We start from the raw sequence: 13,950 nt of genomic DNA on the forward strand, positions 1-13,950 counted from the left end.
AGCAAACGCTAGCCCAATTTTGACTGTTAGCCCATACGGTAGTTAGGGGCTTCTTTGGTGATTTGCACATCATGAACGTGTGACTCACCCATACCAGCAGATGTGACACGTACAAACTGCGGTTTAGTGTTTAAATCTTCAATCGTGGCACAGCCAGTTAAACCCATTGCACTGCGGATACCACCCACTTGCTGATGGATAATAGTCGCAATTGGTCCTTTGTATGCAACACGACCTTCAATGCCTTCTGGCACAAGCTTGTCTGCTTGATTTGATTTTTGGAAGTAACGGTCTGATGAACCTTCTTTTTGGTTCATGGCACCTAACGAGCCCATACCACGGTATGACTTATAGTAACGACCTTGATACAGTTCAACTTCACCTGGAGACTCTTCAGTACCAGCTAACATAGAGCCAACCATAACGCATGATGCACCAGCAACCAGTGCTTTAACGATATCACCCGAGAAGCGAATACCACCGTCAGCAATGACTGGAATATCACGACCTTTCAGGCCTTCAACCGCATCAGAAATCGCCGTGATCTGTGGTACACCACAACCTGTTACGATACGAGTTGTACAAATTGAACCAGGACCAATACCCACTTTAACCGCATCAACACCGGCATCAGCCAATGCAATTGCGCCTTCAGCAGTTGCTACGTTACCCGCTACGATTTGTAAATCAGGATATGCTTCGCGTGTTGCTTTAACACGGTCGATAACCCCCTGAGAGTGTCCGTGTGAAGTATCAATTAACAACACATCAACCCCAGCTTCAACCAATGCAGCAATACGTTCATCAGTACCAGCACCTACACCTACAGCGGCTCCAACACGCAGGCGGCCCTGCTCATCTTTACACGCGTTCGGTTTCTCTTGTGCTTTTTGATAATCTTTTACCGTGATCATGCCCTTGAGTTTAAACGCATCATCAACTACTAAGATTTTCTCTATGCGGTGCTCATGCATTAACCCTAGGATTTCGTCACGTGAAGCACCTTCTTTAACCGTAACCAAGTTTTCTTTGGTTGTCATCACCGTTGAAACCGGCTGCTCAAGCTTAGTTTCAAAGCGCATATCACGGCTGGTTACAATTCCTTCTAACTGGTTATTTTCATCAGTAACTGGAAAACCTGAAAAACCTTTTTCTTCTGCTAATGCGTTTGCTTGCGCAATCGTTAAGTCAGCAGAAACGGTCACCGGAAAAGAGACAATTCCCGCTTCATACGCTTTTACTCTGCGTACATTGCGTGCTTGTTCTTCAATGGTCATGTTTTTGTGAATAAACCCAATTCCACCTTCTTGCGCAAGTGCAATTGCAAGGCGTGCTTCGGTTACTGTATCCATTGATGCAGAAACTAAAGGCAGGTTTAATTCAATACCACGCGTTAATCGCGTTGATAGATTTGCTGTATGAGGTAAAACAGTAGAATGTGCTGGAACTAATAACACATCATCAAAGGTTAGGGCTTCTTTTGCAATTCTTAGCATGGTTGCGGTTTCTCTCAATTAGAACTGAGTATAAGGAATTGCGTGCAAATTTTATCAGCGTTCCCCATGCGAGTAAATAAAATTTATCAAAATTTATGATAAAGTATGCGTGAATTTTTTATGGAGCGACTTATGTCATTGACAAGCTTTACATCTACCTCAAGTAAAACTTATACCGTTTCGAAACTAAACCGCGAAATACGTGCAATTTTGGAGCAAGGTTTTGCTTCTATTAGATTGAGCGGTGAGATTTCAAACTTTGTTGCTCCAGCTTCTGGTCACTGGTACTTTTCGTTAAAAGATGACAAAGCGCAAGTTAAAGCTGCCATGTGGCGTGGCAATAACCGCTATTGTCAGTATAAGCCTACTAACGGCGCTCAAGTCGAGGTGCAAGCAAGGGTTTCTGTTTATGAACCACGCGGCGATTATCAACTCATCGTTGAGAAAATGGAGCCCGCTGGCGAGGGCATGTTAAAACAGCAATTTGACGCGTTAAAAATGCGCTTAGCCGCAGAAGGCTTATTTAGCAATGCACACAAAAAACCACTGCCAAATAAAATAAACACCGTCGGTGTTATTACCTCAGCAACAGGGGCTGCAATTAAGGACATATTAACGGTGCTAAAACGTCGAGCACCGCAGCTTGAAGTCATCATATATCCTGCGCAAGTCCAAGGGCAAGATGCCCACAAGCAATTAATAGATAAGTTGATACTAGCTAATCAACGTAACGAAGTAGATGTATTAATTATTGGCCGTGGCGGCGGCTCGTTGGAAGATTTATGGTGTTTTAATGAAGAGCCATTGGCACGCGCCATATTCGCCAGTCAACTGCCTATTATCAGTGCCGTTGGGCATGAGATAGACACCACAATTAGCGACTATGTTGCAGACTTGCGCGCAGCCACACCGTCTGCCGCAGCGGAGCTTGTGAGCCCCGATCAGCAAGCCTTACAACATCAAATTCAGCAATACCGTCGCACACTACACACGCTCGTGTTACAAGCCATTAAGCACGCTTTACATGACTGTAAAAGGCTTGAACAACGGCTCAAGTTACAACATCCAGAAAATCAATTGCTTCAGCAGCAGCAACGAGTCGATGAACTCATCGCTCGCTTAACGCGTGCATTTACTCAAACGCAAACTAAACGACTCAATACACTGGCTCTTGCGCAGCAAAGACTAAGCCACCAGCACCCTAGCAAGCAACTCAATGATGCTAAAAAGCAACTTGAACACTCAAAACAGGCCTTATATCAAGTAATGCAAAAAAACTTAAATACTCATCAAAATCGTTTGAGTCTGTACGCTGCCCGACTTGATAGCGTGAGCCCACTAAACGTACTAGCTAGAGGGTACAGTATTACCAAGCATCAAGGTAAGGTGATCAAATCTATATCGGAAGTCACCCAAAAGCAGTCGCTTGTGACCCAACTTCATGATGGCGAAGTGCACACACAAGTGGTAAAAATTAACGCCTATTGATCATACACTTGTTGTTTACTTAGGTGGATCACCATTTTATCTTGAGTACTGGTTGAAGTACTCATGGTAAAGCGCTTAAACCATGGTTGCGAAAAAAGCTTTTCGCTCACTATCCGCCACTGGGTATCATCAAAGTCTTTAGCGCTTCCCTGCGGTGCCAATTTCATTTGGCATACGGTCGACTTACAACCATATTCTTGCAATTTGACGATATGACTTAAATCATTTTGATATAGAAAATCATTAATTTGCAATTCTAGCTCATCAGCCCAAATCGCATCTCGACTTTCTTGTTGATATTGCTGTGCCAACATCGAATTCAAATCACCATTGGGCACACGTATCGGGGGCGTCTCAGTCGCTTGCTTGCTTTCATTTAGGCGTTGTTGTAACTGGGCATTTTCTTGCTCTAAGCGCGAAATATCTGACCGAGCTTGCGCTAGTTGCTCGGTAATAAAGCTTTGCTCAGCCTGTTGGGGAGGTGAATCAGACTGTGCCTGAGGCAATGCGTTTTGTGGCACTGCTTGCTTGCTCTTGGCATCAGGCACAATGGCCTCTGCGTAGCTGTAATGTACAGGTTTATCTGATAACCACAGCCGCTCTACCATCACACCAAGCGCAAAGGCCAGCAGCATTAAAATAAGTACAGCTAACCCTCGCATATGTTTACCCTATATCATCGCACTGGTATGCGACTCATTTGTGGGGTCATCATCAAGAAAGTTCTGGTTCATACTTTCCGCAGGACATGGGCTACAAGGCCGCCCCACCACTTTAGCTGGAACACCCACCACCGTGGTATGAGGCTCTACAGCTCGAAGCACGACAGAACCGGCTCCTATTCGAGCACCTTCGCCTACTTCAATGTTACCCAAGACTTTGGCACCTGCGCCGATAAGCACGCCGGCCCTTATTTTCGGGTGACGATCCCCTTGCTCATTGCCCGTACCACCTAAGGTAACCGATTGTAAAATAGAAACATTATCTTCAATAACCGCCGTTTCACCAATCACGATACCCGTTGCATGGTCAAACATAATACCATGGCCAACTTTACAGGCAGGATGAATGTCAACGCCAAATACTTCTGAGGTTCGGCTTTGAATAAACCTTGCTAACTCTTTGCGATTTTGTCTCCATAAGCAATGCGCCAACCTATGGGCTTGTATCGCATGAAACCCTTTCAAATTGAGCATAACGGTTAAGTAGCTATCCGCGGCGGGATCTCTATCTTTTACTGCTTTTATATCGTGCGCCACGTGGGTGAGCATATGATCACAATCAACAAACGCTTGGTCAAACAGTTCACGAATAGTAAAAGCTGATACCACTGCATCCGCCAATTTGTTAGCCACGATAAAACTTAAAGCCGATCCTAAACACTCATGATTCAAAACACTTGAGTAAACATGACTGGCCAGTAATGGCTCCCGACTAACAAGCTCTGTTGCTTCTGTACGAAGTTGTTGCCATATTTCATGACGCATAGCGATACCTTAATTCATTCAACTGTTGTGATTCTATCGATAAAACTTCACTAAGTGTTACCGTAATAGAAAACAATATAGTAATTAGTTATAACAAAGTGCTATTTACAGTGCAATGCAGTAGCAACAAAGCCTGCAAACGAAAAAGCCGCACTGAACGTACGGCTTAGCGGTAAGTAGTCGCTATTTACTCAAATACTGACTTTACATCAAGTACTTCGATATTTTCTGTCGGTATCTCGAGTTTATAATCAGCGATAACTTTATCTTCAGTTAATAGTTGCTCTGGCTTTTCAGAGTTATAACTCAGTGGCGAAGACGTTTCATTTGCTAAACGCTGGCGCATATCACTCCCATCTCCAGTGACAAAAACATACTGCATGTTTTGCGTTTGTAAATTCTCGCGGATCACGCGGTTAACATCCTCTACACTCAACGCTGCCAGCTGCTCTCGCACATAGTCTACAAAGTTATCTATATTGTAAAACTGACTATCCAATGCATAACCCAGTTGACGGTCTTGGCTTGCAACCAACTGCGCAACATAGTTAGTTAAAAAGTTACGTGTTGCGGTAAAATCTTGCTCACTCATTCCTTCATTGATGAGCTTATCAAGCTCGTACATAGCAACACGCGTTGCAAAATGTGCATCGTTGTTTGAACGAAGTGGACGCAACCATACTTGGAATATCTGCTCAGAGCGTCCTAAGTTGGCATCTGGTTTAGTTTGGAACATACCTCGTGGAAAATATTCTATGTAAGCATAATCACCGTAATTCATGCCTCGAACTTCACGAATACGCTGATATAAGAAGCTATTAGAATTTCTGTGCTCACCAAAGTACGAACGCACCAACCACAGTGCCGTCCAGTCTTTACTACTGCGAATAGTATCTATTGGGAAACCGAAAGAAACGGCAGTTGATTTAGCACTTTTCTCTACAATTGATGCATGACGACCTTCAAGCTTTGGTGCATCTGGAATGTTTAAGCGCTGCTCATCTCCCTTTGGCAACTGAGCAAGATCAACAAGCAGCTTAGCTTTGACTTCTTCTGGCATGGCGCCAGTGATCCCGACATTGAGTCTCGCCTGAGTAAACTGTGCACTATAAAATGCTTTAACATCTTGCAAAGTTAACGATTCTAGATCAGATAGATCACCAAAATTATAGCTTTCATAAGGGTGGCCTTGATAAAGCTTGTGATAAAGCACCTCTTTACCCAACTCTTCATCATTGGAAGACTTTAAACTGGCTTTGATGTTGTCTAACATCTCTTTTTTCAAACGATTAAAGTCATCTTCCCTAAACCCTGGGTTCAATAATTGATCACTAACGAGTGCATACCATTGAGCAGCGTTGTCTTTGTGAACCCGACCACGCAATGACAGCATCTCTTTATCAATTTGATAACTAAACGACCCAGCAATCGGATAAAGTGCTTTTTGAATGTCTTTATAGCTTTTGCTCTGCGAGCCGCCATTGGCAATCATTGCAGCAGTCATTGCGGCCAGACCTTTTTTACCTACAGGATCGGCTGCAGCGCCCGTATAAAACAATAAATTAAGATCGAGCAACGGTGAGCTGTTGGTTTTATCTAATACCGTAAAATGACGTTCTTTGGACTGACTTACTTTATCTACTAAAGCTTTCAAAGACACTTCTTTGTCAAATCCAGAAATTGACGCCAACGCTGACATAGTCACAGTGGTACGAGCTGAATCGACAAAATATTTATTTGCAATATCTCGGATATCTTGAGCGGTGATAGCATCAGCAGTAGCATAAAGTTGATTGATCACCTCAGGATCTCTTTCAAAATGCATGTACTGTGCAAGCGTAGAGGCTATTGCTTGTGAAGAGTCTAACTCGTTAATAAAGCTATATTTGCGATTTGATTTTAATGCTGCAAGCTTATCCTCATCAACAAGTTGAGTGCGTGCCTTTGCATATGTTTCATTAATAGCATCACGCACCATTGCCAAATCACTTTCATTTTCAACTTTTACAAATACGTGTAATAAACCCGGATCTTTTGTCTCAGGGTTGTATGTAAACATTTGGCTTGCCACCTGCTTCTCAACAACTAATTGCTGATAAAGCTCAGACGTTTTAGAAAAGTATAGGTCCGAGATTAAATCGAGTGCCGCTCGGTCTTTACGCTCTGGCTGCCATGCGGTGCCTTTATAGGACACTAGCAACCAATGACCCGGTAAACCTTCACTTTGTTTATGTACGTATTTAGGTGCTTGTTGTGTCGGTTCAGTGGGAATTTCCGCCACGTAATTGCCTTTTTCCCAATTACCCCAGTGCTTTTTCACCATATTCATGGTTTTTTGTGGATCAACATCACCAACAATGACTAACGAAACATATTCTGGGTTATAAAAGCGCTCAAAAAATGTCTGCCCATAACTCATTTGCTCAGGCATGGCTTCTATGTCTTCAAAAAAACCCATTGTGGTATGTTTATAGGTATGCTTGTCAAAAGCTTCTTTACGCACAGCAGAGAGTAATTGGCGAATTGGATTCGCGTTATTTTTTAAATACTCGCCTTTAACCGTCAGTGCCTCTGTACGAAATTGCGCTTCGGTATAGGTTAAATTTTGGAAAATATCGGCTTCTATTTCTAATACTTTGTCTAAGTGCTGTTTAGAGAAGCTCAAATAGTAATTTGTATAATCATTGGTTGTATAGGCCCTATTATCGACCCCTGAATTTTTCAAGATATCTGCATACACATCTTGTGGGTATTTTTCTGAACCTTTAAACATCATGTGTTCGAAGAAGTGCGCAAAACCGGTACGGCCGGCCTCAACCTCATTTCGCGAACCAACAGATACGGGGATCTGTACAGATACCACGTCGGGGTAATCAGTTTTAACTACCATCACCCTCAGGCCATTATCTAATTCTTCTAACAGGTAATCTTGTGAAAATACTTTGTCATTCGTCTGGGCTTGTATTTGGTTAGTTTTACCCTGTTGATCGTTGCTAACACACCCCGTTAGCGCAAGTGTTACCGCTAGGCTTGTTGCCAAAAGTTGAAATTTCATAGTGTTCCCTGAGTTTATTATTAATCACGCTATTGTAATCAAAAGACGATTAAAGCTGAGCCATTATGCATTACTTTTCAAGGCCAAGGGCGCTTCTTAAGACAAAATTATGTAAATAAATTTGTGTGAACACCGCTTAAAAAGCGCTTCAACTTGAAATTAATTCATACTAATTGAATATCTTTCACTAAAAAAATCTATCTAGACGTCTAAATGGCTGCTATATTATCCCCTATCGACATACATTGAGCTGGGATGAGGATCATGGCGTTATCACTGCAAGAGAAAATACTAGACCCCAACCAAGGGGTATACCTAATTGGAACAACGCCACCAAAAGTTGGCACTGACAAAGAAAAGCTTGAAAACATCGCGACAAAACTACTCGCTCGTTTACACGAAATCGAATACGATGGCGTGGTTATCTACGATATTCAAGATGAAAGTAGCCGTACTCAAGTGCCTCGTCCGTTTCCGTTTAAACACACCGTTGACCCATGTGAGTACAGCCAACTAATTCATAAATTATCTAATTTAGATGTGATCACTTACAAAAGCGTTGCACAACGTGAAGCGAGTGAATTCAGTGAATGGTTAACCAACACTAAACATCAGTTCGGTTTAAAAAACTTAGTACTTGTGGGGAGCCCTTCATCTGAAGGCGACATTAAGCTCAGCCTATCAGATGCTTATCAGGCACTGAGCGAGCATAAAGATGAGTTCTTTCTCGGTGGTGTCACGATTGCAGAGCGTCATGCTAGTAAGCGCAATGAGCACGAGCGTTTGCTAGACAAAACCACACAAGGGTGTGAGTTTTTTATCTCTCAGGCGGTTTATAATGCACAAGCCACCGTTGATTTGATCACCAGCTATGCACGCTCTTGTCGCCAACAAGGACAAACACCCAAGCGCATTATCTTAACTTTTACACCGTGCGGTGGGCAAAAGACACTTGAGTTTATGCAGTGGCTTGGCATATCAGTCCCAGAAGCAACCCAATGGCGTATTTTAGATGCCGACAATTCTTTGAGTGAGTCGATTCGGATCTGTAAAGAAAGCCTCGACCAGATTTTAAAAAGCTGTGCACATTTGAACGTGCCTCTTGGGCTAAATATCGAAAGCTTAACCAACCGCAAAGAAGAAATTGATGCTTCAATCAATTTATATCGTTTGCTCAAAGCCACGATGGAACTGACACTTGCCGAAAAGCAGATTGCTTAAAACGCAAAAAAGCACCTTAGGTGCTTTTTTTAGTGGCAACACTTTATTACCTACGCCTTGATGAGCGTTTGTTTAATATTTTTTTCTTATCTCTTTGTTTTCGTGATTTATTCGTATTTTTACGATTGTCTTTGGGCTCTTTAGTCAGATCAGGCTCGTAGCCTGGCAACCATTGTGGCGTGAGGCGCTCATCTAATAACACCTCTATCTCTTCTAGTAACCACTGCTCATCAATGCTCACTAACGAAATCGCATGCCCTGTTTTACCTGCACGCCCTGTGCGCCCTATGCGATGCACATAATCTTGCGCAACATATGGCAGCTCTGCATTGATCACATAATCTAAATCTATAATATCTATGCCTCTGGCTGCAACATCCGTTGCGACCAGCACTCTCGTTTTACCTGCTTTAAACTGACTCAGCGCTTTATCTCTGGCGCCTTGCGATTTATCACCGTGAATAGCCAACGTTGCCAAGCCATCTTTATTAAGCTCTTTGGCCAACTCATCGGCTTTACTCTTGGTACGAGTGAACATTAATACTTGCTGCCAGTTATTTTTTCCAATCAGATAAGACATCAGCTCTCGCTTTCTGTCTTCATCAACTGCATAAAATACTTGCTCTACTTTTTGCGCCGCACTGTTTTCTTTATCTATGCTGATGCGTTTTGGCTCATTTAGCCACTGCTTAACGAGTGTTTGTACTTGTTCATCTATCGTGGCAGAAAACAGCAATGTTTGTCGCTTTGCTGGCAAATGACGCATAATACGCTTTATTTCGCCAATAAAGCCCATATCCAAAATTCGGTCAGCCTCATCAAAAACTAAGTGTTTCACGTCACCAAGTGATAAAGTGCCTTTTATTAAGTGATCTAACAATCGCCCTGGCGTTGCTACCACCACATCAACACCAGCTCTAACGGCCTTTTCTTGTGGCCCAATTTTAGCGCCGCCATACAAGCAAGCGACTTTCAGCCCGGTATATTGCCCGTAACTTTGTGTGTTATGCGCCACTTGTTGGGCAAGCTCCCTAGTGGGCGCTACAACCAATGCTCTCACAACTCCCTTTTGTTCAGGCTCTGACAACAAGTGCTGTAAAATTGGCAACATAAACGCTGCCGTTTTACCCGTACCCGTTTGTGCCGTTGCAACTAAGTCAACCCCTGATAACAATGGTGGAATACACTGCTCTTGAACTGGAGTAGGGTTTACAAAACTTAATTGTTCGAGCGCCTGATTAAGCTCATCAGCCAGTTGAAATGTTTGAAATGACATGAATAATGTTGCTGCTAAACGAAGATTGTGGCGAGTATAGCAAAAGCGCGCTTTGGATGCGCGCTTGATATATCAGAGGCTATAAGGTCGCCTTTCGGTCATTGTAATATGCGATTAAACCATCGACCATGTCTTGGCAATAAGCACGGATCCCTGATACCACCATATGCTTTTCTCCGCGCCCTACTTTAACCCCTTCACTAAACAAGTTAAACCGTAAAATAATTTTTCCACGCTTACCTTCATAGTTGAACTCTGGGGTATCGGCTTCTAATTTCAGCTCTTTTACATCCAATCTATCTAGATGAATGGCCATTGACTCATAAATGACCATGGGGCGAGCAGGATTAATCATCACCTGCTGTTTTGCCATAAGAGGAATAATCACATGAGGAAATGTCGTACCAGAAAACTCAACATAGTTTTTTGTTAAGCTCTCTACCAAACTTTGACACGCGTTGTTTTCTCCATCACATTTAACACTCAACATCACCTTAGCGTCAGAAGTAATATCAAATGCTTCACTACCGACTGGAAAGTCGAGTTTAGAAGTTTCATCAACCATGCCAGCAAAGGTAAAGTGCATATTTTCACTCACGCCGTAACGTGCTAATACCAAAGAAAATAATAAATCTCCTGGTACGCAAAACTTTTTCGCATCAACATCATGCAAAGGGTTAAAATCATCAGCCACACGCTTTGCAAATTCGCTGCCTTGCTGGCGAGAGATCACAACCTGATCACCTTCTTGTTGGTAAAATTGACTTAACATAAACCTTTTCTTTCATGATTATAAAACCGCGCTATGTTAGCAGAATATTACTAACTAGAGGTCATATCTGTTTAATTTTATGCATAATAAAAAAGCCGCATACTAAGTTATGCGGCTTTTTCTTTTAGTAATCATAAACGTAGATTATGACTCTGGAAATTCTCTATAAGCTTTTTCGAGTTTCTTTGCCTGCTTTTTAGATACCCCAATGTGCGCTAACGCGACACGTAGGCGAGCACGCGACAGATCTGAACCTAAGATCTCCATCGCATCAATGACCGATGTTGAAGATTGCTTTCCAGTAATCGCAACAAAAATAGGCTCAAGGAAGTCTTTAATTTTTAATTCATGGAAAGTCGCAACGCTTTTGGCAATCGTAAAGATCTCCGATTTGTTCCAACTACGTAAACCTTCTAATTGCCATATAAAAAATTGCAGCGCTTGGCGAACCGTTTCTTCCTCTGCTTTACCTGCCGTTAATAACGCTGGATCATATTCAGGAATACCACCTACAAAGTGACCCGCAAGGTCAACCAGATCAGATAACGTATTTATACGCGCTTTCGCTTCAGGCAAGATACGACCAAGCGTTTGAGCATTAAACTTCCAATCAACAAAGCGCTGAATAAGTTCTTCGTCTGTTAAGTTTTCACGGATCCAAAGACCGTTTAACCAACTTAGCTTATCAACATCAAATACAGGGCCACCCAATGACACACGCTTCATGTCAAAATGTTCAATCATTTCAGCTAAAGTGAACTTTTCACGCTCATCAGGCATTGACCAGCCCATACGGCCTAGGTAGTTCAACACGGCTTCTGGTAAAAAGCCCATTTCTTTGTAGTAATTGATTGATGTTGGGTTCTTACGTTTAGATAGCTTTGATTTATCTGGGTTACGCAATAGTGGTAAATGCCCAAGCACCGGTGGCTGCCAACCAAAATCTTCATAAAGCTTTAGCAATTTAGGCGCAGAGTTGATCCATTCTTCACCACGGAAAATATGGCTGATCTGCATATGATGATCATCCACTACATTGGCTAAAAAGTACGTTGGGAAGCCATCTGCTTTTAGCAGCACCTGCATATCAACGTTTTCCCAAGGGATCTCAATTTCGCCTCGTAGGTAATCGTTGAACTTGAAGGTCCCTTCCTCTGGGATCTTCATGCGAATAACATAAGGCTTACCAGCATCAAGGTTGGCTTTAACTTCGTCTTCGCTTAGCAATAAACCACGGCCATCATATTTAGGACGCAAGCCTTCTGCCATTTGCTGCTCGCGCATTTCATCCAACTCTTCTGCGGTTGCAAAACAGTAAAACGCTTTACCTTGTGCAACTAACTGGTGCGCATATTTTTTATATAAATCGCTACGCTCAGACTGGCGATAAGGGCCGAACTCGCCGCCAACATCGGGACCATGATCCCAATTTAGGCCTAACCAACGTAAGCTATCCATAATCGCTTGTTCTGACTCTGGTGTACTACGTACTTGGTCAGTATCTTCGATACGTAAAACAAACTCCCCACCTTGCTGTTTAGCAAAACAGTAGTTAAAAAGGGCAATATAAGCGGTACCTAAATGCGGATCACCCGTAGGTGAAGGGGCAACACGAGTACGGATAGTCATGGTGTTTCTCTTTAAATTTCTGACAATAGATGATGGGCGGTTATGCTAGCATAACCGCTTAGTAACTCAAACGCTCACACGTAGATAGTGGACTAAATTATGCGGCTTGCTCGAGCTTTTCAAGGTAGTTTACAATATCACTTGATTCGTATAGCCAAGTAACTTGGTTGTCCTGCTCTATACGCAAACAAGGCACTTTGACTTTCCCCCCTTGCTTCGCAAGTTCATCTCTAAAGTGCGGGTTATTTTTCGCATCGCGAGTTTCAATTTTAAGCCCTTGTCGCTTAATAGCACGACGAACTTTGACACAAAAGGGGCACGCTTTAAATTGATACAGCTTCAAATTTTGCGTATGAGCGTCTAACCTTTTTTGCTCATCAGAAGGACGCTTTTTGCCACGTGGAGTAAATATAAAATCAAGCAACAATATAATGCGCCCCAAAAACCAACGTATAAACTTCATGTTCGCTCCCATTAATAAACTTTAATGGGCGCTATAATAACACAGCCTAAAACAATTCAATATCGCCAGTTTGCTGCACTTTGTCTACGTAATTTAAACTAGAAAATGCGGTTACACGATTACGGCCAACTGACTTTGAGTGATAGAGCGCTCTGTCTGCACGGTCAACGTAATCAGATACTTGTACCCCTTCATTTATTTCTGTCACGCCCAAACTAATTGTGACATTATTCACTTGTGGAAAGCGCGTTGATGCAATCACCTCTCGTACATTGTCTAACTTATCAAGTGCTTCACCTTCATTTTTACACGGAAACACCATTGCAAACTCTTCTCCGCCATATCGAAAAACATAGTCACCAATACGAAAGTTGCTTTTTAACAACTGTGCCACCAGCAATATCACCTCATCACCAATCACATGACCGTAAGTATCATTAACAAGTTTAAAGTGATCGATGTCTGCCATTGCTAGATACCAACATATGTCGTTGCAGTGCTCTCTGACCAACCATGCTTCTTTTCCTGCGACAATTTCTAACACCTTTTCATCAAATGTTTGCCGGTTTAATAGTTGTGTAAGTGGATCGATCCGTGCGTATTGTAAAGTGGCTAGCTGATGCACATAAATATTAAGTATATGACTGAGCACGTTATGCTCTGAATTAGATATGAGTGTGTTTTGGGTCACAACCAAAAACCCCAACACAAGGCCTTGATAGCGTATTGGCAATACTTGCATCTGAGCTAAACTAAGCACTTGCACATCATGATTAAGTTTGTTTAAGCGCTCAAGAAGTGAAGGAACATCAATGTGTTCACAACAAGGCATCTGTTTTGATGTGAAGATTAAACATGGCACTTGTTGTATTGATAAACTTTTGCTGAAGAAAAACGCAAACGAACAAGTTTTACCTAAAACGGTTGATAAGATAATCGCTAAACACTTATCAAGGGTATGTTCACTATTTTGCGAAACAAGCTCAATTGTCCACTCATACCCGCATGATGAGACCTTACTCATTGGCTTCCTCACCTCATTCACAGTAAGTATAAGCTTAGC

At 42.4% G+C, this 13,950-nt stretch carries 11 protein-coding genes; 2 read left to right on the forward strand and 9 right to left on the reverse strand.

Annotated elements, in window-relative coordinates; translation table 11 throughout:
* Nucleotides 1-26: 26 nt before the first annotated feature.
* Complete coding sequence (gene guaB, locus GDK41_RS13580; RefSeq protein ID WP_152086913.1) at nt 27-1,496, reverse strand: IMP dehydrogenase; 1,470 nt, start codon at nt 1,494-1,496, stop codon at nt 27-29.
* Between the two features lie 132 nt (nt 1,497-1,628).
* Here guaB and xseA point away from each other — a divergent pair, with 132 nt between their 5' ends.
* A complete protein-coding gene (gene xseA / locus GDK41_RS13585; RefSeq protein ID WP_152086914.1) occupies nt 1,629-2,984 on the forward strand; it encodes an exodeoxyribonuclease VII large subunit in 1,356 nt (451 codons plus the stop codon).
* Here xseA and GDK41_RS13590 read toward each other — a convergent pair.
* The 3 genes from GDK41_RS13590 to GDK41_RS13600 form a co-directional block, all read right to left on the reverse strand.
* Nucleotides 2,978-3,646 (reverse strand): hypothetical protein, encoded by a 669-nt coding sequence (locus GDK41_RS13590; protein ID WP_152086915.1) that lies wholly within the window; start codon nt 3,644-3,646, stop codon nt 2,978-2,980. The two genes, xseA and GDK41_RS13590, sit on opposite strands and share 7 nt — an antisense overlap.
* Before the next feature lie 9 nt (nt 3,647-3,655).
* Nucleotides 3,656-4,471, reverse strand: coding sequence for a serine O-acetyltransferase (gene cysE / locus GDK41_RS13595; protein WP_152086916.1), 816 nt, complete (start codon nt 4,469-4,471; stop codon nt 3,656-3,658).
* A gap of 187 nt (nt 4,472-4,658) precedes the next feature.
* A complete protein-coding gene (locus tag GDK41_RS13600; RefSeq protein WP_152086917.1) occupies nt 4,659-7,526 on the reverse strand; it encodes a M16 family metallopeptidase in 2,868 nt (955 codons plus the stop codon).
* 264 nt (nt 7,527-7,790) lie between these two features.
* On the opposite strand from GDK41_RS13600, the gene GDK41_RS13605 reads away from it, so the two are divergent.
* Nucleotides 7,791-8,747, forward strand: coding sequence for a methylenetetrahydrofolate reductase (locus GDK41_RS13605; protein WP_152086918.1), 957 nt, complete (start codon nt 7,791-7,793; stop codon nt 8,745-8,747).
* Nucleotides 8,748-8,793: 46 nt separating this feature from the next.
* Here GDK41_RS13605 and GDK41_RS13610 read toward each other — a convergent pair whose 3' ends face one another.
* The 5 genes from GDK41_RS13610 to GDK41_RS13630 form a co-directional block, all read right to left on the reverse strand.
* Nucleotides 8,794-10,023, reverse strand: a complete 1,230-nt coding sequence (locus GDK41_RS13610) for a DEAD/DEAH box helicase (RefSeq protein WP_152086919.1) — start codon at nt 10,021-10,023, stop codon at nt 8,794-8,796.
* Nucleotides 10,024-10,102: 79 nt separating this feature from the next.
* Nucleotides 10,103-10,795: a DUF3581 family protein gene (locus GDK41_RS13615; RefSeq protein ID WP_152086920.1), complete on the reverse strand. Its 693-nt coding sequence runs from the start codon at nt 10,793-10,795 to the stop codon at nt 10,103-10,105.
* 144 nt (nt 10,796-10,939) lie between these two features.
* A complete protein-coding gene (gene gltX, locus GDK41_RS13620; protein ID WP_152086921.1) occupies nt 10,940-12,424 on the reverse strand; it encodes a glutamate--tRNA ligase in 1,485 nt (494 codons plus the stop codon).
* A gap of 97 nt (nt 12,425-12,521) precedes the next feature.
* Nucleotides 12,522-12,887 (reverse strand): glutaredoxin family protein, encoded by a 366-nt coding sequence (locus GDK41_RS13625; protein WP_152086922.1) that lies wholly within the window; start codon nt 12,885-12,887, stop codon nt 12,522-12,524.
* Nucleotides 12,888-12,933: 46 nt separating this feature from the next.
* Nucleotides 12,934-13,911 (reverse strand): GGDEF domain-containing protein, encoded by a 978-nt coding sequence (locus tag GDK41_RS13630; RefSeq protein WP_152086923.1) that lies wholly within the window; start codon nt 13,909-13,911, stop codon nt 12,934-12,936.
* Nucleotides 13,912-13,950 lie beyond the last annotated feature (39 nt).

The sequence above is a fragment of the Pseudoalteromonas sp. A25 genome, from assembly GCF_009176705.1.
Taxonomy (GTDB): domain Bacteria; phylum Pseudomonadota; class Gammaproteobacteria; order Enterobacterales; family Alteromonadaceae; genus Pseudoalteromonas.